The 25,346-nt window shown below is 60.6% G+C and carries 23 protein-coding genes; 16 read left to right on the top strand and 7 right to left on the bottom strand.

Annotated features, from left to right (window positions below):
* Positions 1-54: 54 nt before the first annotated feature.
* Complete coding sequence (locus tag Q1A52_RS22395) at positions 55-270, bottom strand: hypothetical protein (RefSeq protein WP_300020016.1); 216 nt, start codon at positions 268-270, stop codon at positions 55-57.
* 12 nt (positions 271-282) lie between these two features.
* Complete coding sequence (locus Q1A52_RS22390; RefSeq protein ID WP_300020014.1) at positions 283-855, bottom strand: OsmC family protein; 573 nt, start codon at positions 853-855, stop codon at positions 283-285.
* 146 nt (positions 856-1,001) lie between these two features.
* Between Q1A52_RS22390 and Q1A52_RS22385 the strand changes: the two genes are divergently transcribed.
* Both Q1A52_RS22385 and Q1A52_RS22380 read left to right on the top strand, forming a co-directional pair.
* Positions 1,002-2,048: a GlxA family transcriptional regulator gene (locus tag Q1A52_RS22385; RefSeq protein ID WP_300020012.1), complete on the top strand. Its 1,047-nt coding sequence runs from the start codon at positions 1,002-1,004 to the stop codon at positions 2,046-2,048.
* Between the two features lie 306 nt (positions 2,049-2,354).
* The gene (locus Q1A52_RS22380) at positions 2,355-3,209 is read left to right on the top strand and encodes an alpha/beta hydrolase (protein ID WP_300020010.1); all 855 of its coding nucleotides are present in this window, start codon (positions 2,355-2,357) and stop codon (positions 3,207-3,209) included.
* A gap of 222 nt (positions 3,210-3,431) precedes the next feature.
* On the opposite strand, the gene Q1A52_RS22375 is transcribed toward Q1A52_RS22380, so the two are convergent.
* Positions 3,432-4,361, bottom strand: coding sequence for a LysR substrate-binding domain-containing protein (locus tag Q1A52_RS22375; protein ID WP_300020009.1), 930 nt, complete (start codon positions 4,359-4,361; stop codon positions 3,432-3,434).
* Positions 4,362-4,453: 92 nt separating this feature from the next.
* Between Q1A52_RS22375 and Q1A52_RS22370 the strand changes: the two genes are divergently transcribed.
* A complete protein-coding gene (locus Q1A52_RS22370; protein ID WP_300020007.1) occupies positions 4,454-5,380 on the top strand; it encodes a DMT family transporter in 927 nt (308 codons plus the stop codon).
* A gap of 266 nt (positions 5,381-5,646) precedes the next feature.
* Here the strand turns inward: Q1A52_RS22370 and kynU are convergent, their stop codons facing one another.
* The gene (kynU, locus tag Q1A52_RS22365; RefSeq protein ID WP_300020005.1) at positions 5,647-6,834 is read right to left on the bottom strand and encodes a kynureninase; all 1,188 of its coding nucleotides are present in this window, start codon (positions 6,832-6,834) and stop codon (positions 5,647-5,649) included.
* Complete coding sequence (locus Q1A52_RS22360) at positions 6,834-7,667, bottom strand: tryptophan 2,3-dioxygenase family protein (protein WP_300020003.1); 834 nt, start codon at positions 7,665-7,667, stop codon at positions 6,834-6,836. The genes kynU and Q1A52_RS22360 overlap by 1 nt, the downstream gene beginning before the upstream one ends.
* A gap of 164 nt (positions 7,668-7,831) precedes the next feature.
* Between Q1A52_RS22360 and Q1A52_RS22355 the strand changes: the two genes are divergently transcribed.
* The 9 genes from Q1A52_RS22355 (at position 7,832) to Q1A52_RS22315 (ending at position 17,269) form a co-directional block, all read left to right on the top strand.
* On the top strand, positions 7,832-10,123 hold the full coding sequence (locus tag Q1A52_RS22355) for a bifunctional salicylyl-CoA 5-hydroxylase/oxidoreductase (RefSeq protein WP_300020001.1): 2,292 nt from the start codon (positions 7,832-7,834) through the stop codon (positions 10,121-10,123).
* On the top strand, positions 10,120-10,839 hold the full coding sequence (locus tag Q1A52_RS22350) for an SDR family NAD(P)-dependent oxidoreductase (protein ID WP_300019999.1): 720 nt from the start codon (positions 10,120-10,122) through the stop codon (positions 10,837-10,839). Before Q1A52_RS22355 ends, Q1A52_RS22350 begins: the two co-directional genes overlap by 4 nt.
* Entirely contained in the window at positions 10,836-11,315 is a 480-nt protein-coding gene (locus Q1A52_RS22345; protein ID WP_300019998.1) for a MarR family winged helix-turn-helix transcriptional regulator, read from the top strand. Before Q1A52_RS22350 ends, Q1A52_RS22345 begins: the two co-directional genes overlap by 4 nt.
* On the top strand, positions 11,308-12,108 hold the full coding sequence (locus Q1A52_RS22340) for an enoyl-CoA hydratase family protein (RefSeq protein WP_300019996.1): 801 nt from the start codon (positions 11,308-11,310) through the stop codon (positions 12,106-12,108). Before Q1A52_RS22345 ends, Q1A52_RS22340 begins: the two co-directional genes overlap by 8 nt.
* On the top strand, positions 12,108-13,250 hold the full coding sequence (locus Q1A52_RS22335) for an acyl-CoA dehydrogenase family protein (RefSeq protein ID WP_300019994.1): 1,143 nt from the start codon (positions 12,108-12,110) through the stop codon (positions 13,248-13,250). The genes Q1A52_RS22340 and Q1A52_RS22335 overlap by 1 nt, the downstream gene beginning before the upstream one ends.
* Positions 13,251-13,276: 26 nt before the next feature.
* On the top strand, positions 13,277-13,726 hold the full coding sequence (locus Q1A52_RS22330; protein ID WP_300019992.1) for a cupin domain-containing protein: 450 nt from the start codon (positions 13,277-13,279) through the stop codon (positions 13,724-13,726).
* 3 nt (positions 13,727-13,729) lie between these two features.
* Positions 13,730-15,349: an AMP-binding protein gene (locus Q1A52_RS22325; protein ID WP_300019990.1), complete on the top strand. Its 1,620-nt coding sequence runs from the start codon at positions 13,730-13,732 to the stop codon at positions 15,347-15,349.
* Positions 15,350-15,389: 40 nt separating this feature from the next.
* A complete protein-coding gene (locus tag Q1A52_RS22320) occupies positions 15,390-15,788 on the top strand; it encodes a RidA family protein (protein ID WP_300019988.1) in 399 nt (132 codons plus the stop codon).
* Between the two features lie 584 nt (positions 15,789-16,372).
* Complete coding sequence (locus Q1A52_RS22315; RefSeq protein ID WP_300019986.1) at positions 16,373-17,269, top strand: LysR substrate-binding domain-containing protein; 897 nt, start codon at positions 16,373-16,375, stop codon at positions 17,267-17,269.
* Positions 17,270-17,420: 151 nt separating this feature from the next.
* Here the strand turns inward: Q1A52_RS22315 and Q1A52_RS22310 are convergent, their stop codons facing one another.
* Entirely contained in the window at positions 17,421-19,406 is a 1,986-nt protein-coding gene (locus Q1A52_RS22310) for a calcium-binding protein (protein WP_300019984.1), read from the bottom strand.
* A gap of 536 nt (positions 19,407-19,942) precedes the next feature.
* Here Q1A52_RS22310 and Q1A52_RS22305 point away from each other — a divergent pair.
* Together Q1A52_RS22305 and Q1A52_RS22300 are read left to right on the top strand one after the other, a co-directional pair.
* Positions 19,943-20,389: a globin domain-containing protein gene (locus Q1A52_RS22305; RefSeq protein WP_300019982.1), complete on the top strand. Its 447-nt coding sequence runs from the start codon at positions 19,943-19,945 to the stop codon at positions 20,387-20,389.
* A 66-nt stretch (positions 20,390-20,455) separates the two neighbouring features.
* Positions 20,456-21,907, top strand: a complete 1,452-nt coding sequence (locus Q1A52_RS22300; protein WP_300019980.1) for a Fic family protein — start codon at positions 20,456-20,458, stop codon at positions 21,905-21,907.
* Positions 21,908-21,992: 85 nt separating this feature from the next.
* On the opposite strand, the gene Q1A52_RS22295 is transcribed toward Q1A52_RS22300, so the two are convergent.
* Positions 21,993-22,688: a DnaA N-terminal domain-containing protein gene (locus Q1A52_RS22295; protein ID WP_300019979.1), complete on the bottom strand. Its 696-nt coding sequence runs from the start codon at positions 22,686-22,688 to the stop codon at positions 21,993-21,995.
* 397 nt (positions 22,689-23,085) lie between these two features.
* Here Q1A52_RS22295 and Q1A52_RS22290 point away from each other — a divergent pair, with 397 nt between their 5' ends.
* Positions 23,086-24,396 carry an AAA family ATPase gene (locus Q1A52_RS22290; RefSeq protein ID WP_299832455.1) on the top strand — a complete coding sequence of 437 codons (1,311 nt, stop codon included), beginning with the start codon at positions 23,086-23,088 and terminating at the stop codon, positions 24,394-24,396.
* Positions 24,393-25,346: ParB N-terminal domain-containing protein (locus Q1A52_RS22285; protein WP_300019977.1), on the top strand; the 954-nt coding region annotated here is incomplete at its 3' end. The genes Q1A52_RS22290 and Q1A52_RS22285, both read left to right, overlap by 4 nt.

Below are 25,346 nucleotides of genomic sequence, written 5' to 3'. Positions count from 1 at the left end.
GGAATTTTCAATGCTGGAGTGCAGGCCGCAGATCAAAGCCTGCGACCCGCGTTCTTAAAGGCCGGGTCCTCTTGCGGGGTGGGAGAATGTGCGCTCAACATCTCTGCGTGTCAGCCCGATGTCGCGCAGGATATGATCAGAGATCTGCACACCAGTGACCACGCCACTGCGCATCCGCCGCGCCGATTTTCGCGCCGTCGTATCCTGTGCAAGCCCGGCAAGAGCGTTCCACCAGACCGGGATGGGCAGATGTCTTGTCCTCTTCGTCATGACGCGCCCGCCTTACTTCTGACCGGTCGTGGAGACGTGTACCGCGGTGGGGTTGGTCAGGATGTCAAAGACCGCCGAGCGCTTTTGCGACTGGGCAACAAGGGCCGCGATGTCTTCAGAAGATGCGTCTGCGTCGATATCAAACTCGACCCGAATGGCGCTGAACCCGTTTCGGACGTCCGCATCAATCCCAAGAATACCCGCAATATCCATGTCGGCCTCAACGCTGGCGCTCACAGAGCGCAACTTGACGCCGCGGTTCTCTGCAACTGCGGCGACCCCTGCTGTCAAGCACCCGGCAAGCCCCGACAGGACGACTTCAACCGGGGTCGCGGCGGCATCCGGTGCCGCAAATTCAGCCGGATGATCGGTCTCAACCACATGGGCAGAGGGTCGCGTCTTGTCTTCTCCCAGGCCAAAGAAGCCAGATATCGACGTCCGGCTGTGCACGCCATCGAGCCACTCACATTGAGCACGCCAGGTGAATTTTGCCGCCTCTGGTGCTGCTTCGAGCGCCGTGCGCGCATCAAGCAATGCCTGAACGTTTACGCCATTTTGAATCTCGTTCATCAGTTCTGTCGTCATTTTGTTTCCTTTCCCTATGGAGACGCCGGCGGTCAGAATTGAATGTGTCTGCTGCCGTATGGGTATTTTTCTAGACTCCTGCCCGCCGGCTCGTTAGTGCTGTTTTGAGGGAAAACGATCCATATGTGCCACTAAGAGAAAATTGCATGACGGCAGGACGCACCATCGACATCCAGTTACTTGCGCTTGAGGAAAGCTCGGCGGCAGCGCTCTACGGAATGCTGGAGGTGCTGAGCACGGCGGGGCGTCCGATCCGCGAAAGCAGGGGAATGGATCCGGCCCCGGCGACTCTTGTGCCGCGCATTGTCTCCCCTCTGCGCAAGCCTTTTCAATGTGCACACAGCATCCCGGTTGTCCCCCATTGCGCTATGGACGCAGACAACATCCCTGATGTGTTGATCATCACTGAATTCTGGCTCACACCCGGCGATGACATGACTGATCGGTACGATGACGTGAAGGAATGGCTCAGACTGTGCCGGGAGGCTGGCACCACGATATACTCGGTCTGTGTCGGCTCTGTCCTGGTTGCGGCTGCCGGTCTTCTCGACGGGCGTCCCGCAACATCGCACTGGGCGTTCGAAGGATTGTTCCGACAAAGCTTTCCGCGGGTCAAATTTGACCCGCGCCCCAGCATCTGCTTCTCCGATCCGTCCGGGCGTCTGGTCACCGCTGCGGGCGCCAGCTCGTGGCATGATCTGGCACTCTACACGATCGCGCACCACGTTTCGCCGGAGGAAGCCATGCTGACGGCAAAATTCTTCCTGCTGAACCTGCACCCAGACGGTCAACTACCCTATGCGAACCGGATCGTCCGCCGCCCGCATGCTGATAACGTCGTGCGTCGTGCAGAAACCTGGCTTGCCGAGAATTTCCGGGACGCGGATCCTGTTGCTGGCGTCGTTGAGGCAGTTGGCATACCGGAGCGGAGCCTGAAACGACGGTTCAATCAGGCCACCGGCCAGACGCTCATCAGCTACGCACAGGATCTACGGGTCGAGGCCGCCAAACGGGCTTTGGAGTCCGGTCAGGCATCCGTGGAAGACATTGCCGCGGACGTCGGCTACGAGAACGTCGCTTTTTTCCGCCGCCTGTTCAAGCGCACCTCCGGCCTGGGGCCAACCGCATACCGGCGCCTCTACCGGCCCTTAGAAGCGCATACCGCTCTTACCCGTCAACAGGTGCAGACGTAGCGTACGTTCAACACGAGATCTGAGACAGGCAAAGCGCCCTGCCCCTCTGCAAGTTCCGATCATTGCTGGTTTTCGACCACTTCGATGGCCCAAATGGATCGCTCCTTGCTGATCTGACACTCATCAGTACCCAGTCCCAACCTTAGAATACACGCGACGGCGGCTGACTTTCTGGCGTGGATGTCGACCTACCATTGAGATTGTCAGGGGCCCCTCTCACGGCGCATGAGGTCAGGTGCTGCGCCATGTACGTGACCGCCGGACGATCCATCGGACCGCAATCGACAACCAAAGGAGCCGTGCAAGATGCAGATGATCGACGGAGAATCCAAAGCGACCGTGACGCAAGACATGCACCATACTGACGCGGCTGTCTTGGCGTTGCATTGTTCCGGCTCGGACAGCACGCAATGGCAGCATCTCAACACCCACTTGGCGCAGGAAACAGAGCTCATATTGCCCACCTTGGCAGGAGCCGAGGCCATGACAAGGGGTTGGTCACGGAAGACCTATACGCTTGCCGACGAGGCAAAACCGCTTGTTGATGCATTGCACCATCACGCGGCACCGATGCATCTGGTCGGGCACTCCTATGGCGGTGCCGTCGCACTCCACATTGCCCGTCATCACCCGGAATGTGTCTTATCCCTTTGCCTATATGAGCCGACATCTTTCGGCCTGCTTAGCCACGTAAACCAGAGCGACCGCAAGCTGTTCGAAGAAATCGAAGCGCTCGCCGTCGCGATAGAAACCGCGGTGGCGGAAGGATGCCCGGACTTTGCAGCGCAGGTTTTCACGGATTTCTGGGGCGGTGTGGGTACATGGCAGGCGCTGCGCCGTGACCGCCGTGCGGCGCTCATAGACTGGATCCCAAAATGCCCGCTTGATTTCGGTGCCTTACTCTATGAACCACCCGGCGCCGCCCTGCCCGCGCATTTGCCCGTAACCCTGATGGTTGGCACCCAGAGCCAACGGCAGACGCAAAGGATCGTCCAGTTGCTGTTAGCAGAGACACCGCAAGCCAGCGTGGTCGAGGTTGAGGGAGCCGGTCACCTCGGGCCGTTTACATTTCGCGACAGGATCGCCGGGCTAATCAGCGCACATTTTCAAAGAGTGGGTAAGCCGATGATTGCGGCCGGAACAGTGTGGCGCGAACTTTGAGAGGACGAGTTCATTGTTTCGGGCGGACCTCATGGTCGCGGAGGTGGCCGGGGCGGTCCACAATCGCACCCTCTGACGGAAACCTCTATGCGGCAAAAGTCACTTTTGCCCCTTTGCCCTCCATCGAACAGATCGAGCTTGCTGCACATTTCGCCGATCCGCAGATTGCGCAACACGTGCTGCCGCCAACGTCCGATCGAGACAAGACTGGGGCGGGTGCGTTTATCGCCGTGCAAGAGGCACGATGCCCGGACCCCACGCCGCGGACGTGCTCCGACCTGACTGCATTTCTGCCGCCACGAGTGTTACAAGCGCCCTTGCCAATGCGCTGCCGTCATCTGCCGCGCGAATGTGGGTAAGCGGAAGCTGTGGAAGACCACAGTCGGCGGGTGCTTCGACCAGATCACGATCCGCGAGAGATTGTGGCAACGCGGCCACTGCAAGATCCGCCCGAAGCGCAGCAACCTGCCCCATGGAGGTATCGCTTGAATAGGCCACCCGATAGGCGCGACCCGCCTCCTGCAATGCGTTCAGGGCGGCGTCGCGCCACGCACATCTGGCATCTGCCACAGCAAGCGGAAGCGGATCTTGCCGAACGGCGCGCCCACCATCCAGAACCAGCCATTTCAAAGGCTCCGAAAAAAGCTCTCGGGCCTGAATGCCGGATGCATCCACATCGTTGAAGAGAGCCAAGTTCGCAGTGCCGTCCGTGATGCCCTGCTGTACCGCTTCGCTTGTCCCCAGCCGAACATCGACGTGAACGCCCGGATGAACGTCCGCGAGACGCCGCAACAGCCGTGGCACGAGAGAAACGCCGAGATCATGAGACGCCGACAGACGCAGGTGCCCAACAAGCGGAGATTCTTGGAAAAGTGCAAGGGTTTCGTCATTCAGCCCCAAAAGGCGACGGGCCTGTCCCAGCAGTTTCCCTCCATGATCCGTAAGCGCAACGTGGCGGGCATCCCGATCCAGCAACCGAGCGCCCAATATCTCTTCAAGCTTGCCAATCTGGAGGCTGACTGCCGACGGGGACTTGTTCACCCGCGCCGCTGCGCGCCGAAATGACCCGGTCTCACAGATTGCAACGAAGCTGCGCAACGCATCCAGATTCAGAGTCCGGTTTGCCGGGTCTCTACTCTCATCGAGGCTCATTGTTTCGATTTTCTCAATCATAAGATCAATTCATATCGTTTTTCTGGACACAGATCAAAACCTATTCTCTGACCAAGGAGAGAGGGGATGACATGTCAATCACGCGGCGGAACACCCTCGTCGGCCTCTGTTGGGCGGGCCTGGCGATCACTGTATGGTCGGGCTCCCTGATCATGTTGCGGCTTGGGGTCACAACATCCCTGAACGCCTATGATCTGACCCTTCTGCGATTTGGTGTCGCTGGCCTGATCCTGTCGCCCGTCGTGCTACTGCGCGGCACAGGGACGGACAGGCTGCAGTTAACTGGCGTGGTCGCAATGGTGATCGCCTTCGGGGCACCCTACGTCCTGCTGATCTCTCTCGCCTTGGAAACCGCGCCCGCTGCTGCAGCAGGCGCGCTCAATCCGGGGGTGATGGCCATCGGCGCAGTTCTGCTGGGTCGGATGGTCCTTGGCGACAGGATCGGGCGCGCGCGTTTTTCCGGATTGGCGGTCACGGCGATGGGCGTCCTCCTGTTCACGCTTGCTGGGGGGATCGTTACGATCGGTCACCTGATCCTGGTCGGGACCGGCGTCATGTGGGCGAGCTACGTTCTGATCGTCCGTCGTGCAGCTGTCCCGGCGCTGAATGCGGCGGCCATTGTTGCGGTGGGGTCAGCGATGTTTTACCTGCCTGTTTATCTGGTGGTATTGCCCAAACGGATTGCCGAAGCCCCGCTGGTAGACGTGGTGATCCAGGCCGGGTTTCAGGGTATCCTTGTCAGTGTCTTCGCCATCTATGCTTTCAACCGGTCCGCCGAACTGCTGGGCCCCGTCGCGGGTGCAACTCTTCCCGCCCTGATACCGGTGGTAACACTCGGTCTTGGTGTCGCGGTGCTTGGCGAAACGGCCGGTCCAGCCGAGATCGCTTCGGCAATCCTGGTCACTGTCGGGCTTGTTCTGGTACTTGCCGGGGCGCCTGCAATGCGCTGGCTTTTCGACCAATTGATGCATGGCCTGACCAAGAAGCCGCGCCCGTGAATCTCTCGGAACCAGAGCTAAGAACAGCTGCAAAACTTCGCGTCACACGGGTTGATCCCTATTGGCGCCGACGGACGATGGACCTGCGCGACACGCCGGTGGCCTCGGTGCGGATGGTCGCAGATACGGTGAACCCGTTCCCGTGTGCGACCACCGGCTTTGTCGACTTTCGGTCCTGTGCACCTGGTCAGCGCAGAGGCGCTTTAGGCGACTCTCACGAAGCGGGCCCCTGTAAGCGCAGCCTCACCGACGGGGAGGGCCGAATATCAGGTCACCTTTTTGGGCGCTGTATACTTCGGATCGTCCCACAGTCTGTTGTTGAGCACATCTGCAAGGATCTCCACCGCCGCCGTTACATCGGACGCTTCCAGGTAAAGCGGCGTGAAGCCGAAGCGCATGACATTGGGCGCGCGGAAATCGCCGATCACGCCGCGATCAATCAACGCCTGCATCGCGGCATAACCATGCTCGAAGGCGAAAGACACCTGCGAGCCGCGCTGTGATCCGTCTCGCGGGCTTACAAGGCTCAGCATCGGGCAGCGGTCTTCCACCTCGGCGATGAACTGCTCCGAAAGCGCCAGAGAGGCGGCGCGGATGTCCGCCATCTCCACGTGGTCCCAAAGGCGCAACGCCTCTTCCAGCGCCGTCATCTGCAACACCGGCGGTGTGCCCACGCGCATCCGTTCAATTGAGGGCGCGGGTGTGTAGGTCACATCAAATGCGAAGGGCGCGCTATGCCCCAACCAGCCTGATAGCGCCGGCTCTGCCTGCTCTGTCAGATCCGGCCTCACGTAGATGAACGCCGGGGCACCCGGCCCCCCGTTGAGGTATTTATAGGTGCAGCCGACCGCGAATTCGCACCCTGCCCCGGCAATATCCACTTCCAAAGCCCCGGCACTATGCGCCAGATCCCAGATCATTACCGCACCTGCCGCCTGCGCCGCCTTGGTCAGGGCCTTCATGTCGTGTTTACGCCCGGTGCGGTAATCCACCTCGGTCAGCAGGACCACCGCGACATTGCTATTGGCGGCCTCCGCAACCTCCTCAGGCGCCACTTTGCGCAGCTCGTACCCGGCGTCCTTCAGCCGAATAAGCCCTTCGGCCATGTAAAGATCAGTAGGAAAGTTGCCGGTGTCCGACAGGATCACCCGGCGGTCCGGACGCATCGCCAATGCGGCTGACAGGGCCTGAAACACCTTGATCGAGAGCGTGTCCCCCATGACAACGCTGCCCTCCGGCGCGCCGATGAGACGGCCAACCATATTGCCCACGCGGCCTGGCTGATCCATCCAGCCGCAGCTGTTCCAGCCCCGGATCAAGGCCTTCCCCCACTCGTCGGTGACCGCCTGCTGTACCTTCTCCACGACCCCCTTGGGCAGCGGCCCCAGCGAATTGCCATCAAGGTAGATCACACCCTCCGGCAGCTCAAACAGATGCTTTTTCGGCAAACTCATCACAATCCTCCGCGCAGGTGCCACAGCTCGGGGAATAACTCCACTTCGAGCATGCGGCGCAAGTATTTCACGCCACTGGTGCCGCCGGTGCCGCGTTTGAACCCGATGATCCGTTCCACCGTGGTCACGTGGTTGAACCGCCAGCGCCGGAAGTAGTCTTCGAGATCGACCAGTTTTTCCGCCAGATCATAAAGCGTCCAATGCGCATGTGGGTCCCTGTAGACCGTTGTCCAGGCGTCCATGACCGCCGGGTCCGGCGCATGCGGCGTGTCCATGTGGAAAATCGCCGGATCAAAGGTCGCGCCCACCTCCTTTTCCAGCAGCCGCAGCGCCACATGGTAAAGCGACGGCTGCGTCAGCTCATAGTCCAGCATCCTGTGCAGTTCCGTGCGATGCTCATGCACCTTCATCATCGCGCGGTTGCGGTTGCCGAGGATGAACTCGATCAGCCGGTATTGATGCGACTGAAACCCCGAAGATTGGCCCAGATCCTCGCGAAAGGCGGTGTAATCGCTCGGCGTCATGGTGCGCAGCACATCCCACGCGTTGTTGAGCTGCTCAAAGATGCGCGCGACCCGCGACAGCATCTTGAAAACCTCCTGCGTCCTACCCTGCAGCATCAACTCGCGGGCAGAACTCAACTCATGCAAGACCAGCCGCATCCACAGCTCCGACGTCTGGTGCTGCACGATGAACAGCATCTCGTCATGGGCATTGGACAGCGGCCTGGCCGCCCCGAGAATGCCGTCCATCCCCAGATAATCGCCATAGCTCATGTCCTTGGAAAAGGACATCTTGGCACCATCGTCTTCCGGATCATAGGCATCGGTCATCTGCGGGCCTTTCCTCTGCGCGGGGTGATGGACACGGGCGGTACATGTCCCCCAAAATTCCTATGGCCGCGCCATTTTTATTTCAAGCTTAAAATTTCAGACTTGAAATAGTTTGGCCCCCCGCCTACCCTACCCGCAATCGGATTTCGGCAAAGGGGATGCTCATGCGTGTCGCATGTCTCGGCGGTGGGCCTGCGGGTCTCTACTTCGCGATATCGCTGAAACTGCGCCAACCGGACGCGGATGTCACTGTTTTTGAGCGCAACAAGCCCGATGACACTTTTGGCTGGGGCGTGGTGCTGTCGGACGAAACCCTCGACAACCTGATGCAGAACGACCCCACCAGCGCAAAGGCGATCCGCGATCACTTTGCCTATTGGGACGATATCGCGGTCTTCTACCGGGGCGACAAACAGCTTTCCACCGGTCATGGATTCTGCGGGATCGGACGCAAGCGCCTGCTGATCCTTCTGCAGGCCCGCGCCCGCGACCTGGGTGTAACCCTCGTCTTCGAACACAGCATCGACAGCGTTGCGGAATTTGCCAAAGGCTACGACCTGGTGGTGGCCTCCGACGGGTTGAACTCCATCGCCCGCAGCGAGTTTGCCGATCACTTCAAGCCGAACATCGAGATGCGCGCCTGCAAGTTTGTCTGGCTGGGCACCCGTCAGAAATTCGACGATGCCTTCACCTTCATCTTTGAGGAAACCGACAAGGGCTGGCTCTGGGCGCATGCCTATCAGTTCGATGCGGACACGGCGACCTTCATTGTCGAGACAGATGAGGACACGTGGAACGCCTATGGCTTTGGCGAGATGAGCCAGCAGGAAAGCATCGCGGTCTGTGAAGAGGTCTTTAAGGACCACCTGGACGGCCATGCGCTGATGACCAACGCGAACCATATCCGCGGCTCGGCCTGGATCAACTTTCCCCGGGTGCTTTGTGAGAACTGGAGCCACAAGAACGTGGTGCTGATGGGCGACGCCTCGGCCTCGGCGCATTTCTCCATCGGGTCCGGCACGAAACTGGCGCTGGAAAGCGCCATTGCGCTGGCTGACTACGTCACCACCAAGGACACGCTGGCAGAGGCCTTTGCCCTTTATCAGGAGGAACGCAGGGTTCAGGTCTTGCGCCTGCAATCGGCTGCACGCAATTCGCTGGAATGGTTCGAGGAGGTGCAGCGTTACCTCGGCCTCGATCCGGTGCAGTTCAACTATTCCCTGCTGACCCGCAGCCAGCGGATCAGCCACGAAAACCTGCGCCTGCGCGATCCGGAATGGCTCGAAAGCGCGGAACGCTGGTTCCAGACCCAGGCCGGCGGGCCGGAGACCCCGGTGCGCGCGCCGATGTTCGCCCCCTTCAGGCTGCGCGACATGACGCTGGAAAACCGCGTCGTCGTCTCGCCCATGGCGCAATATAAGGCCGTCGATGGCTGTCCGACCGACTGGCATTTCGTGCATTACGCCGAACGCGCCAAGGGCGGTGCCGGGCTGATCTATACAGAGATGACCTGCACTTCGGCCAAGGGCCGGATCACCCCGGGCTGCCCCGGTCTCTACGCCCCCGAGCACGAGGCCGCCTGGCGGCGTCTGACGGATTTTGTGCACGCGGAAACGACAGCCAAGATCTGCTGCCAGATCGGCCATTCGGGCCGCAAGGGCTCCACCAATGTGGCGTGGCAAGGCATGGACAGCCCACTGGAGCGCGACAATTGGGAGCTGATCTCCGCCTCGGCGATCCCGTGGTCGGCGGAGAACGCGGTGCCCCGTGCGATGACGCGCGATGACATGGACGCGGTAAAGGCGGAATTCGTCGCGGCGGCGGAAATGGCCAACCGCGCGGGCTTTGACATGATCGAACTGCACGCGGCCCATGGGTATCTGATCTCCTCCTTCATCTCGCCCCTGTCGAACACGCGCAAAGATGACTATGGCGGCCCCCTCGACAATCGCCTGCGCTATCCGCTGGAGGTGTTCGCCGCCATGCGCGCCGTCTGGCCCGAAGCCAAACCGATGTCCGTGCGCATCTCCGCCAGTGACTGGGCGGGCGCGGACGGGGTCACGCCCGAAGAGGCCGTCGAGATCGCCAAGGCCTTTGCAACAGCAGGCGCCGACATCATCGACGTTTCCGCCGGGCAAACCTCGACGCAGGCCAAACCGGTCTACGGGCGCATGTTCCAGACGCCGTTTTCCGACCGTATCCGCAACGAGGCAAACATCGCCACCATGGCCGTCGGCAATATCTACGAGCCCGATCACGTCAATTCGATCCTGATGGCGGGCCGCGCCGATCTGGTCTGCCTCGCCCGCCCGCATCTCTCCAACCCCTATTGGACACTGCACGCGGGCGCGGAAATCGGCGACCGGGCACAGCCCTGGCCCTTGCCCTATGAGGCGGGGCGCGATCAGCTCTGGCGCCTCGCGGACCGCGAAGCGGAAATGGGAGGGGCGGTATGAGACGGGTTCTGGTCACAGGCGGCGGGTCGGGCATCGGACGCGGCATTGCCCGCGCCTTCGCCGACGCGGGCGATCACGTCACCATCGCGGGCCGCCGGGACGCGGCGCTGCACGAGACGGACGACGGGCGCGGCATGACCTGTGTGAGCGCCGACATCACCGATGAGGCCGCCGTCGACGCGCTCTTTGCAGAGCCCTTTGATGTGGTGATCGCCAATGCGGGCAGCGGGCGCGCTGCACCACTGACCGAGGTGAGCCTTGAGGAGTGGAACGCCACATTGGCGACCAACCTCACCGGCACCTTCCTGACCTTCCGCGCCGCCCTGCGCGACATGTCCGATGGCGGGCGGCTGATCGCCATCGCCTCGACACAGGCGCTGAAAGGCGGGGGCCGCATCGCGGCTTATGCGGCCTCGAAACACGGGGTGCTGGGCCTCGTGCGGTCGGTGGCCCATGAGGTCGCGCGCAAGGGGATCACCTGCAATGCGATCTGCCCGGGCTTTGTCGACACGCCCATGGCCGAGGCCGCCGTGAACAGTGTGATGCAGGGCCGCGATCTTGACGAAGAGGCCGCGCGCAAAATGGTCGTCTCCAACAACCCGATCGGGCGGCTGATCACCCCCGACGAAGTCGCCTCCGCCGCGCTCTACCTTGCCTCCCCCGGTGCCGCGATGGTCAATGGCCACGCCCTTGCCCTGTCCGGGGGCGAGATATGAAACCGCAAGATCAATCCTCCGCCGATCCCGCCTCCAAGGAGCATCTGCGCCTCTGGCTGCGGCTGCTGAAGATCAACCGCCTGGTCGAGGCCGAATTGCGTGAAAGGCTGCGCCTGAGCTTCGGCACCACCCTGCCTCGCTTCGACGTCATGTCGGCGCTCTACCGCAACCCCAAGGGCATGAAGATGAGCGAGCTGTCGCGGCTTCTGATGGTCTCCAACGGTAATGTGACCGGCATCGTCGACCGGCTGACCGAAGACGGGTTCATGCTGCGCGAGGCGGTACCCGGCGACCGGCGTGCCGCGCGTGTCCGCCTGACCCGGAACGGCATTGCCGAATTCGAACGACAGGCCGCCGCCCATGAGGAGTGGGTGAGCGAGTTACTGGGCGGGCTCAGCCCCGAGGACACCCGCCGCATGGCCGACGATCTGGGCACCGCCCTGACCCTCGACAGGAAGGACGCCGATGATGCGTAACCCGCCACAATATTTTCACTGCGAGATCAGCAACCGTATCGCGACTATCGCGCTCGACCGGCCGGAGCGGAAAAACCCGCTGACCTTCGACAGCTATGCCGAGCTGCGCGACTGGTTCCGCGATCTGGTCTATGCGGAGGATGTGGACGCGGTGATCTTTGCCTCCAACGGCGGCAATTTCAGTTCGGGGGGTGACGTGCACGACATCATCGGCCCGCTAACGCAGATGAGCATGAAAGAGCTGCTCAACTTCACCCGCATGACCGGCGATCTGGTCAAGGCGATGGTCAATTGCGGCAAACCGGTGATCGCCGCCATCGACGGCATCTGCGTCGGCGCGGGCGCGATCATTGCCATGGCGTCCGATATGCGCATCGCCACGCCCGAGGCCAAGACCGCCTTTCTCTTTACGCGCGTTGGACTTGCCGGCTGCGACATGGGCGCCTGTGCAATCCTGCCGCGGATCATCGGGCAGGGCCGCGCGGCGGAATTGCTCTACACGGGCCGGTCGATGAGCGCCGAGGAAGGCCACGCCTGGGGCTTCCACAACCGTCTGGTGCCCGCCGAAGACCTCACCGCCGAGGCGCACAGCCTTGCTGAACGGATCGTTGCAGGCCCGAATTTCGCGCATATGATGACCAAGACGATGCTGGCGCAGGAATGGTCCATGTCGATCGAACAGGCCATCGAGGCCGAGGCGCAGGCGCAGGCGATCTGCATGCAGACCGGCGATTTCGAACGCGCCTACACCGCTTTCGTGGCCAAGGAAAAACCGGTGTTCGAGGGGGATTGATGGCAGACAAGAGCTTTCTCGATTGGCCGTTCTTCGACGGCAAGCACCGCGCCCTCGCCGCGTGGATCGACAACTGGGCAGCGCGTGCCACGCAGCAAATCGACCATGCCGACACCGATGCCGCCTGCCGCACGCTGGTCGCGGCGATGGGGCAGGAAACATTCCTCGAACACGCCGCCCCGCAAGGCCCCGCCTTTGATGTGCGCGCGCTCTGCCTGATCCGGGAGACGCTGGCGCGCCACGACGGACTCGCGGATTTCGCCTTCGCCATGCAGGGTCTGGGCACCGGCGCGCTCACGCTCTTTGGCACCCATGCGCAAAAGGAGGCCTGGCTGCCCAAGGTGCGCCGCGGTGAGGCCATCGCCGCCTTTGCGCTGACCGAACCGCAGTCGGGATCGGACGTGGCCAATGCCACCATGACGGCCACGCGCGACGGTGATGACTACATCCTGAACGGGGAAAAGACGTGGATTTCCAACGGCGGTATCGCCGATGTCTACACGGTCTTTGCCCGCACCGGCGACGGACCCGGCGCGCGCGGGCTCTCGGCCTTCGTCGTGCCCGCAGACCTGCCCGGGTTCGAGGTCACCGAGCGGCTCGAAGTGATCGCCCCGCACCCCCTCGCGACACTGCGCTTCTCGGATGTCCGCCTGCCCGCCTCTGCCCGCATCGGCGACAGCGGCGCAGGGTTCAAGATCGCCATGTCGGTGCTCGATGTCTTCCGCTCCACCGTGGCGGCGGCGGCTCTGGGCTTTGCCCGCCGCGCGCTGGACGAAAGCCTGACCCGCATCCAGACCCGCAAGGTACGAGGCGCGCCGCTGGCCGATCTGCAGATCGTGCAGGGCCATATCGCGGATATGGCGCTCGACATCGACGCCAGCGCCTTGCTCATCTACCGCGCGGCCTGGGCCAAGGACAGTGGCGCGCCGCGTGTCACCCGCGAAGCGGCCATGGCCAAGCTCTTCAGCACCGATCAGGCGCAGAAAGTCATCGACAAGGCCGTGCAGCTGCACGGCGGCGACGGCGTGCGCAAGGGTCAGAAGGTCGAGGAACTTTACCGCGATATCCGCGCCCTGCGCATCTACGAGGGCGCCTCGGACGTGCAGCGCGTGATCATCGCGCGTCAAACCATGGGAACGTAACCCATTCACTTGAAAGGAAATAAACCATGACCGATCTAGAGAAAGGCATCACCAAAAACGGCGCGGGCTTTGACGGCACCGAATGGAACATCCTTGGACAGGCCTATTTCCCCAAGGCGATCTGCGACACCACCTTTGCCTTCGAGACCAATTCGAACCCGGGCGATTTCGTCCCCGTACACATCCACCCGACGCAGGACGAATTCATTCTGGTGCAGGAGGGTGAGCTGGATCTTAAGCTCGATGGGGTCTGGTCCAAGGCCTATCCCGGTGACGTCGTCCGCATGCCCAAGGGCATTCCCCACGGCTATTTCAACAAGTCCGACCAACCCTGCCGCGCGCTCTTCTGGGTCTCGCCCATGGGCAAGCTCAAGGACCTCTTCGACCAGCTGCACAACCTTTCCGACCCCGAAGAGGCCGCCCGCATCTCTGCCGAACATGACGTCGATTTCCTGCCGCCCGAAGCCAACGATTGAACCATGCTGGGGCCTTCCGCACATACCGACACCTTCGCCCGGGACAACCTGCCGCCGCCCGCCGCGCAGCCTGAATTTTTGCTCGAGGGGTTCGATTATCCCGACCGGCTGAACGCCGGGGTGGAACTGACCGATGCGGTGGTCGCCCGCGGCATGGGCGACAATACGGCACTGATCGGCAACGGGCGGCGGCGGACCTACAAGGAGCTCAGCGACTGGACCAACCGGCTGGCCCATGCGCTGGTGGACGACCTCAAGATCAAACCGGGCAACCGCGTGCTGATCCGCTCGGCCAACAACCCCGCGATGGTGGCCTGCTGGCTGGCCGCGACAAAGGCGGGCGCGGTGGTGGTCAACACCATGCCGATGCTGCGCGCGGGCGAGCTTGGCCAGATCGTCGACAAGGCCAAGATCACCCACGCGCTCTGCGACACGCGGCTGATGGACGAGATGGTGGCCTGTGCCAAGGGATCGACGTTCCTGAAATCCGTGGTGGGCTTCGACGGCACCTCCAACCACGATGCGGAACTCGACCGGCTGGCACTTGAAAAACCGGTGCAGTTCGACGCGGTCGAGACCGGGCGGGATGATGTGGCGCTTTTGGGTTTCACCTCCGGCACAACCGGCGATCCCAAGGCCACCATGCACTTCCACCGCGATCTGCTGATCATCGCCGATGGCTACGCGCGCGAGGTTCTGGGCGTGGTGCCTGAGGATATCTTTGTCGGCTCCCCGCCTTTGGCCTTCACCTTCGGGCTTGGCGGGCTCGCGATCTTCCCTTTGCGGTTCGGCGCGGCGGCAACCCTGCTCGAAACCGCCTCCCCGCCGAATATGATCGACATCATCGAGAAATACCGCGCCACGGTTTGTTTCACCGCGCCGACCGCCTATCGCGCGATGATGCGCGCCATGGAGGACGGCGCCGACCTGTCCAGCCTGCGCGCCGCCGTCTCCGCCGGTGAGACCCTGCCCGGCCCGGTCTATGAGGAATGGATGACCAAGACCGGCAAACCCATGCTCGACGGCATCGGCGCGACCGAGATGCTGCATATCTTCATCTCCAACCGTTTCGACGACCATAAACCAGCTTGCACGGGCAAGCCCGTCACCGGCTATCAGGTCCGCTTGATCGATGAGAACGGCGCCCCGGTGCCGGTCGGCACGCCGGGACGTCTGGCCGTCAAGGGACCGACGGGATGCCGGTACCTCGCAGACGAACGCCAGTCCCTCTACGTGCAGGACGGGTGGAACGTCACCGGCGATACCTTCGTGATGGACGCAGACCGCTATCTGCATTTCGCCGCGCGGAATGACGATATGATCGTCTCCTCCGGCTACAATATAGCGGGGCCTGAGGTGGAGGCCGCCCTTCTGTCCCATGACGCGGTGCTGGAATGCGGCGTGATCGGCGTGCCCGACCCAGAGCGCGGGCATATCGTCGAGGCGCATGTCGTACTGGCCGACGGCGTGGCGGCGGATCAGACCACCGCAGAGGCGCTGCAGGAGCATGTCAAGGCAACCATCGCGCCCTATAAATACCCAAGATCCGTCCGGTTTATCACGGCCTTGCCCAAGACGCAGACCGGCAAGATACAGCGGTTCCGGCTGAAAGAGGACCCTTAGGTGACCCGACATTTCAATTTTCCAAATAAGAAGAGGCGCCATGCCACACCGCATCATTGATCCCGACGGGTGGGCGCCTGCAAAGGGCTATGCCAATGGCGTCCTGACCGATGATGGCCACCTCTTTGTCGGCGGCCAGATCGGGTGGAACGCCGCGCAGAAATTCGAGACACATGACTTCATCGGGCAGATGACCCAGGCCCTGCGCAACATCCTGCAGGTTGTCGAAGAGGCCGGTGGCGCGGCGGCCGACATCACCCGGCTTACATGGTATGTGACTGATAAAAAAGAGTACTTATCGCGCCAAAGCGAAGTAGGTGCCGCCTATCGCAGCGTGTTGGGGCGCCATTTTCCGGCTATGACCATGGTTGTTGTCGCGGATTTGATCGAAGATCAAGCGCTTGTTGAGATTGAGGCGACCGCCGTTTTGCCCAGCTAACGCGCGGGCAATTTCATCGACCTTGACCAATCACCTTGCCAGTGCACTCCCCGCGTGCGTGCACTGCCTTTTCTGCGCGGCCCAATACATTCGATTTTTTGGAAATCATGGGGTTTTTCCCGGTGGAAACTGATAGCGCTCGTCACCTCTTCGGGCACGAAAGCCAAACTGGCCCAACACAAAATACATGGCCTAACTCATCCGAACAAACCGCACCCCTTCGGAATATCGCCCGATGTATGGACCATGAAACCTGCACACATCAAAGAGACATTGCGGAATTAAAGCCAATGATGGCCAAACGAACGCCGTCTCTCATGCTGTTTATGATCAGTTAACCCAATGTCTCTGCGCATGTGGTCTGACAAATCAAAAGTGCGATGACTGCGGCAGGAATTTCGCCAGAATCCACCGGATGACAGCTTAAAAAGCCTCAAAAAACGTAGTTTTTTCATAGCTTTCTGATATAATTTCATACTGACACCATGGATTCCAAGTGGGACTGATTCACAGCTCTAAAATGCGCTGAAGTCAGATGCATTCCCAACAAATCCACGGTATAGAGACATAAGTGAGATTTATCGATGACACGATCCCCTCTCCCACCGTTGGCTGCCATTCGCGTTTTCGAAGCAGCTGCACGCTACGGTAACTTCACCACCGCCGCCGCCGAGCTTGGGATGACGCAGGCAGCGGTCAGCTATCAGATCAAAGTGCTGGAAGACCGCGTCGGTGCTTCGCTTTTTCATCGCAAACCGCGCGGCGTTCAGGTGACCGAAGTCGGGGCCCGGTTTTCGGATCGGATGACCGCATCGCTGGACATGATCGCCGAGGCATATGCGGAGGCAAAAGGCACAACGCAGGGCACCTTGTCGATCAGTGTCATTCCGACGTTCGCCACAAATTTCCTCGCCCGGCGGCTTGGCGGATTTCAGTTGGCCAATCCCGACATCGCCGTTCGGATAGAAGTTGGCGAAACACTGGTGGATTTTAACGCCAGCAGTTTTGATGTCGCCATTCGGGGCGGCAAGGGAAACTGGCCTGGCCTGACCTGCCATAAAATCATGAAAACCGCCTTCACCCCGATGTTGAGTCCGGCCTTGGCCGACTCGATTGGCGGGGTGTCGCACCCGGAAGATCTCTTGAAGCTTCCGATCCTTGCCCATTCCGATCCGTGGTGGCGGATGTGGTTTGATGCGGTCGGCGTTGGCCTGGCCAATTTGCCTAACCGCACAGTGCAAAACTTCGGACCTCAGGTCATTGAAGCCAACGCCGCGATGGCCGGTCATGGGGTTGCGATGCTGACGCCCGCCTTTTTCCGCGATGAGGTTGACTTGGGGTTGCTGACCCGACCCTTTGATCTGACCTGCGATGATGGCAGCGCTTATTGGCTGACCTATCCCGAAAGTCGGCGCAATTCACCCAAGATCCGCGGCTTCCGCAAATGGCTGGATGGGGAAATGGCCAGCTTCAACTGCTGAGCTCACCCAGATGAAAAACAAGCGCCGCGCGATTTTCGCGCGGCGCTTTTCGGTTGGAGTGCGGGGGCGACGCTTTCCAACCACTCCCAATGTACACGCAAACCCGGAATCCAAAGGCAGAAGGTGCCGGGTTTGCGCGTTGGAGGGATTCCTAAAACACGAAATTGTCGCCTGACAGATCACCGGCATTCAACCCGCCCCACGGTGGTGGGCCACCGTCGCCCTCACCGAACTCAAAGATTGAGCCATCATTGATCTTGGTTGCAAATTCTTCCGTGTCCACGTTCCGGAATCTTGCAATCCACTGCAAACCCTCTTCGGCGGTTTCAGCGGCAAGGTAGGTGTCAGGGCCAAATCCAATAACGGTGAGCATATCCGAAAGCTGGGTTTTTTTGGTCAGGTCCGATTGCGCAAGAAACCCGGCTTCGAATGCCAGGATATCCACGCCCAGTTCGAAGTCGGAAATATCCGCGTATCCGACACCGCCACCGGTCGCCTTCCACAGGAAGGTATCCGCACCAAGACCACCAGTGAGCTCATTGTATCCATCACCGCCTGACAGCACGTCATCGCCCATGCCGCCATTCAGCACATCGTCGTCCTCGCCACCGTCCAGCGAATCCTCACCATAGCCGCCGTTCAGAGTGTCTTCCCCGTCGCGGCCCCAAAGTCTGTCATTGCCGCCTTCGCCGTCCGCCACGTCGTTGCCCGACCCACCGTCAATGTAGTCATTTCCGGTGCGGCCTTTGATCACGTCGTTATGGTTCCCGGCATAGACTGTATCATTGCCGCTGCCAGCGTCGATCGTGTCATTGCCGCTGCCGCCATCAATCGTGTCGTTGCCCTCGCCGCCTTCGATATCATCGTTGCCGCTGGCGCCGTGGATGTCGTCATGACCATCCCCGCCTTCGAGGGTATCCCAGCCCCCCCCGCCGTCGATTTCATCGTTGCCGTCACCGCCCTGGACCAGATCATGCGCACTGTCACCGAATAGTGTATCGTTACCCTCACCACCCGAGAGCGTGTCATTTCCGGACCCGCCATAGGCCAGGTCTTCACCGTCGCCGCCCGAGATGTAGTCATTCTCGCTGTAGCCGCTCAGAGTATCGTTCCCGGCGTTGCCATAGATCGTGTCCTCGCCTTCGAGACCGTGCACCTCGTCATCGCCCGAACCAGTCATCAGCAGATTGCCGTCAGCGTCGCCCACAACGATTGCATTGCTACCGCCTGTCACGACCACGTTTTGAATGTCGGAGAGCGAGTCGTTGCCAAGCGCGCCGCTGCTTGAGCCGTTGTAGAGCTGAACGATGATGTCACCGACCACGCCACTGGTGTCGTAGATCGCGGTGTTGATGCCCTGACCGCCCTGAAGCGTATCGTTGCCCTCACCGCCTTCCATCCAGTCACTGCCGCTATTACCGCGCAGCAGGTCATCACCTTCTCCACCGTCCAGGTCGTCGTTACCACTGCCGCCATAAAGACGGTCGTCACCCTCTCCGCCGTCAAGCGTATCGTTGTTTGCGCCGCCGGACAGGGAGTCATCCCCACTGCCACCCTGCAGCAGGTCATTCCCGGCGTTACCCATCAGGGAATCGTCACCGCTGCCGCCGTCGACGGTGTCGTCACCCTCGCCGCCCCGCACCGTATCGTCACCAACCTCGCCCTGCAGACTGTCGTCGCCGCCGCGCCCTTCAATCACATCATTGCCATCGGATCCGCGGAGCCAATTCTCCCAGTCAGTTCCTTGCAGTGTGTCATTGCCGTGACCGCCGAACAGGTTCTCAATGGATTCATAGTACTCATTCTCAGAGTAGTGATAGATAAACGGCTCACCTGTTTCTTTCTCGTAGAGTGTCACCGTCAGGCCATGAATTGTCCCGATGCCACTTTCCAGATCGGCGCTGATATCGAATTGGGTAAGTCCATAGTCCATCAGATCGGTGCCGCTGCCGCCATAGTAGTAGTGGTTCAGCCCAAAACGACCTTGCTGCGACGGGTCAAAATCATACCGAAAGGTGTCATTACCGCCATGCCCGAAAATCCAACCGTTCCAAGGACCTTCAAACCAGGGCGGCAGGTCATGAATGGTAATGTAGTCGTTCAAATAGGAACCGTGGAATGGAACTGGGGCAGGCACGCTGTCTCTCCTTGGTATTAACCATTTAAATTCACACGCTGAGAATGCGGGCACAGATCGGCCCGGCTCCAGCTCTCTTGTGACGTACCGATTGAGGGCAATGCGCGGAACCCGCAGCGCTGCAAGCAGGTCATGCGCTGGCGCAAGACGTAACGTGACTTTGGAAAAAGTGCTTAAGTTTCAGAGAGTTTCAGACCTGCGGAGGGTATCCTCATTTTTCGGGGCAGACCTCTGCTCCCGGCGCTCTGGCGCTGCGTCAGGACATGGGCGGTCGAGGCTTCGATGGACGATAGCGCGGCCTCTTCGAACACCTGCGACCCGCAGCCTGACGGCTCAAATCACCCCGGCCCGCCGTCGTCGCATGAGGTCCCGCGTTATGTGCATTTTTGCCAGACCCTCATGCAATTCTGCAGGTTGTCCGAAACACATGTAAAATCTAGACTTCGGCATGGGCGCAGATACCAGCTTTTCATCATGACGAATGAACCGCGTTATTGGATGGACCCGCAATTAGAAGACCAGGTGGAGCGAATTCAATGGACCTGACCCAGGACGACATCGACATTATTCGAGCTTCTTACATGCAGCTGTCCTCGGATTTGCAGCGGTCGGGTGACGTATTCTACGAAGCGCTATTCGATATTGCCCCGGAAACGCGGGACTTGTTTTTGGCTGACATGTCCTCGCAGGCGATGAAACTAATGAGCACCATCGGGCTGGTGGTTTCACAACTGCAGAACTCCCAGGAGTTGGAACCGGTTGTGAAGGACCTGGCCCTGCGCCATCTGGCTTATGGCGTGGAAGAAAAGCACTACGGCCAGGTGCGGGAGGCCCTGCTCAAAATGCTCAGCGTCGTGCTCGACAGCGCCTATTCCGAAGAAGCGCGCACCGCCTGGGGCAAGGCCTATGATGGGCTGGCCAATGTGATGGTTCGCGTGGCCTATCCCGAACGCAAGGGCAAAAGCTCCCTGGTCAACAACTGACCCGCCTCCCCCATTGATCTGTCAGACCAGAAAATCGCGCAACAAACCTGCGTGATATCTTGATTCTTGCGTGATAACTATGATATCTGCGCAATACTTACATTTCTGCGCGATCAGACAAACGCGCAGGATTACCCCTCGCAGGAGGTCGGTTTGGCCCGTCGCACGCCCCCCGAAGACGTTCAGCAGTTGTTGCAGGTTCTGCGGGACCACGACGGACCTCTGGGGCTTGTAGAGATCGAGGCCGCGCTAGCCCCTGCCCCGCCGCGCAGAACCCTTCAGGCGCGCCTCAAAGCGCTTGTAGAGGCCGGCTCCATCATTCGCGAGGGGGCAGCGCGCGCCGCCAAGTACCGCCTCTCAGACGGGCAGGCAGAGGCTACGGGCGCCATCCCCCTGTCTGCGGCGGCTGCCGCCCTGCGCGCCAATGTGCAGCAACCGCTGACGGCACGACGCCCCGTAGGCTATGACGCCACGCTCCTGGAGACCTATGATCCCGCCACGGCTCCGCTGCTGACAGATCAGGACCGTGCAAAGCTTGCCGAGATCGGCACGCCCATCACCGCGGAACAACCCGCAGGGACCTACGCCCGCAACATCCTTGACCGTTTGCTGATAGACCTGTCGTGGAATTCCAGCCGGTTGGAAGGAAACACGTATTCCCTGCTCGACACCCGCCGTCTGATCGCCTTTGGCGAGGCCGCTGAAGGCAAGGACCAGATCGAAGCGCAGATGATCCTGAACCACAAGGATGCCATTGAGTTTCTGGTCGACACTGCCGGTGAAACAGGTTTTGACCGCATGACCTTGCTGAACCTGCATGCGTTGCTGGCAAACAACCTGCTGCCCGATCCTACGGCCGCCGGGCGACTACGGCAGATCGAGGTGGCGATCAGCGGGTCGGTGTTCCAACCGCTCGCCCTGCCCCAGATGATCGACACCGCTTTTGATCAGCTCTGCAGGCAAGCCAACACAATCGATGACCCTTTCGAACAGGCGCTTTTTATCCTGCTGCACCTGCCCTACCTGCAACCCTTTGACGACGTGAACAAAAGAGTCTCCCGTCTCGCTGCCAACATCCCAATGATCCGGCGCAACCTGATCCCGCTGTCTTTCGCGGATGTGCCGCAGACACTCTACACACAGGCCATGCTTGCCTTCTACGAGACCGGCAACCCGGCCCTGATGCGCGATGTGTTCCTCTGGGCGTATCAACGCTCTGCGGATCGCTACCGTGCGGTGCAGCAGTCGCTGGGGCAGCCCGACCCCTTCCGGCTGCGATACCGCGACGAATTGCGCACCATCGTGGCCGAGATTCTACGCGCCGCCGTGCCGCGTCATCAGACGCCGGCGCAGATCCTCGACTGGGCCGCGGCGCATGTACCCGTCGATGATCGGGCCCGCTTCCGCGCGGTGGTGGAAGACGAGTTGCTCGGCCTTCATTCGGGTAACTTTGCCCGCTACCGGGTGACCCCGTCCGAATTCAATGCCTGGCAGGCCGTCTGGGCGCACCCGCCTTAAGCCGGCATCATTGTCGGTTCACTTTCGAGTCGCACCCCTGGCAAAAGCACCGAACACGGTAGAACATCAGAGCCTAATAGGCCAATTAGGCTCTGAATTCGATCCGATCCAGAGGGCCGAACTCCAGTTCTGCCGCGGCGGTCAGCGGGGCGATCAAATGCGTTTCAATGTAGCGCTGCACAAATGTGCTCGGTGCAGACAGCGCCAACACCCCAGCCCGGCAGTCCTGAAACGTGAGCCGCGAAAACCAGCTGCCAAACGCCGACGGATGATGGGCCGATAAATCGGCCATTACCCGCCCCCACGGGGTACCGCTGGATACAGGAGCGGGGGTTTCGGCAGAATCTTGTCGGTAACTCTGCAATTGCACGACCTTTACCGATGGCTGGCTATGCCGTTCTGCCATGCGGGCCTCAAAATCCGGGCCGACCAGCCCCCAGCAGGGGGCCGACACCTCGGCTATGCGCGCGTGATTGAGACGAAAGGCCCCTACCCTGCCCCGCACCCCTGGCCGTGTACAAATCAGAACACCCGCTCCGGTCAGCCGTTTGATTTCCCGTTTGACGGTCCGTTCGTTCACTGACCACATCCGGGCCATGTCGCGTTGCCCCACGCAAAGTTCATCCAACGCCCAGTTGTAGCGCGCCGTCACCAGCGCAATCAGCCGCATCATCGAGGTCTGGAACGTTGGTGATCCATTCAACCCAGCCACTGACAAGGCTGTCAGCACATCGTACTTCACCACGCTTGCGCCGGGTCCTGTCAGACGTAGTGGTTCCATGCTGTCCTGCTCATGCGCTTTCCTGTATCCTTGCCTCGGTAGGTCAGCTTCTGTTGAGCCGATTCCCCTCACCTCTGATCAGAGCCCCAAATCCCGTATTTTGTCAACGGCTTTGGAAAAGCAAGAATTCTGAACTTTTTCAAGCTCATTTGAAATTCTAAGGGTATATAGGATAAGGGGGACAGCATTCATGACACCCTATCTGGCGTTGCGTGTCACCATATCTTATCCGCGGACGATGGTACCTGTCACCATATAGTGGTTGCTTCGCAGGTTGCCGTGGCGCGAGGCGCGTTTTCCCTGATTTCGCGCATTTGTGGATTTCCGAAATTTATCTTTGCCGATTTTTGAAAATCCCGTTATTTGTCGACAAGCAGATAATAACACGAGCAGAGCCATGAGAGATCATAATGACCTTCTGACGATGAATGAACGTAGCCTTGCACAGCAGGCAGCGGTGCGCAAAGCGACGTTTTCACCTGGTGAAGTCAAGACGTTGCGCCCCTTCTCAATCTGGGAAATCAGCCAGTTCATGTTCGATGTGCCGGCGGACACGTTGCGCAAGAAACTGGCGGAGGATCCAACCCTGCCCCAGGGTCTGACCGAAGAGGACGGACGTCAGCGTTGGTTTTCGCTTGAGGAAATCAACGAGCTGCGTCGCCGTATTCGGTTTCGGGGTCGCACGCTTTTGCCGGAACGGCCGCGCGGTCGTGCTATGCGTGTTGCGGTGTCGAATTTCAAAGGCGGTGTGGGCAAGACAGTTGTGGCACAGCATCTGGCCAATGCGGCTGCGCTGGATGGCTACCGTGTTCTTTGTGTCGACTTCGACCCGCAGGCGACGCTTACCCACTCCATGGGCATCACCGAGGTGAAAGAGTGGAACACCGTCTGGGGCATCATGTGTCGCGATCTTTGCCGGGAGGCAGATCGGATCATGGAGAGCTATGACGATCCGGACGACTGCCCCTACCCGTCTTCGGATGAATTGCCCGACGATGTCCGCTCCATCGGCGTGCAGCGGTTTCAGGATTTCATTCAACCGACTTGCTGGCCGACCATCGATATCATCCCCTCCTGTGCCAACGCGGCTTTCGTGGAGTTCGCGTCGGCACAGTACCGGTCGATCCACAAAGCCTGGAGCTTTTTTGGCTGCGTCGCGCGGTATCTGGATGAGCTGCCGGATGACCAATATGATATGATTGTTTTCGACTGCCCGCCGGCCATCGGTTACCAGTCCCTGAACGCGGCCTTCGCGGCGGACATTCTCTACATCCCCTCTGGCCCCGGCTATTGGGAGTATGACAGCACCACCAGCTATCTGGGTCAGCTGGGCGATGCGATGGCCGATATCTCCGATGGCTTTGACGCACTGGCGGCGAGTGCTGGGATAACGCTTCCGAAGAAATTTGCGGATATCCGTTTGTTGATGACGCGTTTCGAAGGCACCAACCCGCTACACTTGGCGATGATGGATGCCTTCAAGAATGTTTTTGGCGCAGACGTTTGTGCCAATCCGATCGAGATGACGCGTGCAGTGGAACAATCGGGCCGCTTCCAGATGTCGGTCTACGAACAGGATTATCGCCAGATGACCCGCGAGACATGGAAGCGCGCGCGCCAGAGTTTTGACAGGGCTTATGCGGAGTTTTTGCAGACGGTTCTGGCGGCCTGGAAGGATCAGGGCGGACGCAAGGAGGACGCAGCATGAGCGGCAAGAACAAATTCGGATTTGCGCCGGTTGATCCGGAGCCGACACCTGCGCGCCGGTCTCGAAACCCGGGCCCGATGGGCGCTGCCGTGCGGGACGTCGCTGCAAACCTGCAGGAAACCACGGAGGCCAAGGTCGAACAGCGTCGTCGTAACGCTGAGGACGCCAAGGCGTTCCGGGATGCGCAGGACGAGGGGCGGGTGCTGGTGCGCATTCCGCTGCGTGAGATCAGGACAGACGACCTGCCACGTGATCGGTTGGAACTGGACGCCGTGGCGCAGTCGGACGAGATGGAAGAGCTGAAATCCTCGATCCGCGAACGGGGCCAGAAGGAGCCGATAGAGGTCTACCGCGATGCAGCGGGCGCGTTTCAGCTTAAGAAGGGGTGGCGCAGGTTCACCGCGCTGTCGCAGCTTTTCAGTGAGACCGGCGACGCAGGATTTGGCGAGATTATCGCGCGCGTTGAGGCGGGGCAGGGCGACCGGATCGCGCGTTATGTCGATATGGTCGAAGAGAACGTTGTGCGCGAAGACCTGACCTTTGCAGAGATGGCGCAGGTGGCGATCACGGCGGCGCAGGACAGCGGGATCGAGGAGACGGACCCGTCGGAGCTGGTCAACCGGCTTTATGGCGCGTTGCACAAGACCAAGCGCTCTTACATCCGAAGCTTTGTCTTTCTGCTCAGCGTGCTGGGGGACAGCCTGAAGTGGCCCAAGGATGTTGCGCGCAATCTGGGCGTCGATGTGGCGCGGGCGCTGAAGAGTGAAGGGCAGGCGGAGGAGCTGCGCAATGCGCTTGCAGGCTGTGAGGACGCGGCGGCGCAGACGCGGGTGCTGGCCTCCTTCCTGGCTCAATCCAAGGCCAAGCCGGATGCCGCGAAGCAAGGTGCGGAGCCCAAGCAGAAGTTTGAATTCTTCTTGGGTGAGACCAAGATCACGGCGCGGATGGGG

It is taken from the genome of uncultured Roseobacter sp., assembly GCF_947488185.1.
Classification (GTDB): Bacteria; Pseudomonadota; Alphaproteobacteria; order Rhodobacterales; family Rhodobacteraceae; genus Roseobacter.
This window is presented reverse-complemented; position numbering and strand designations above follow the sequence as displayed.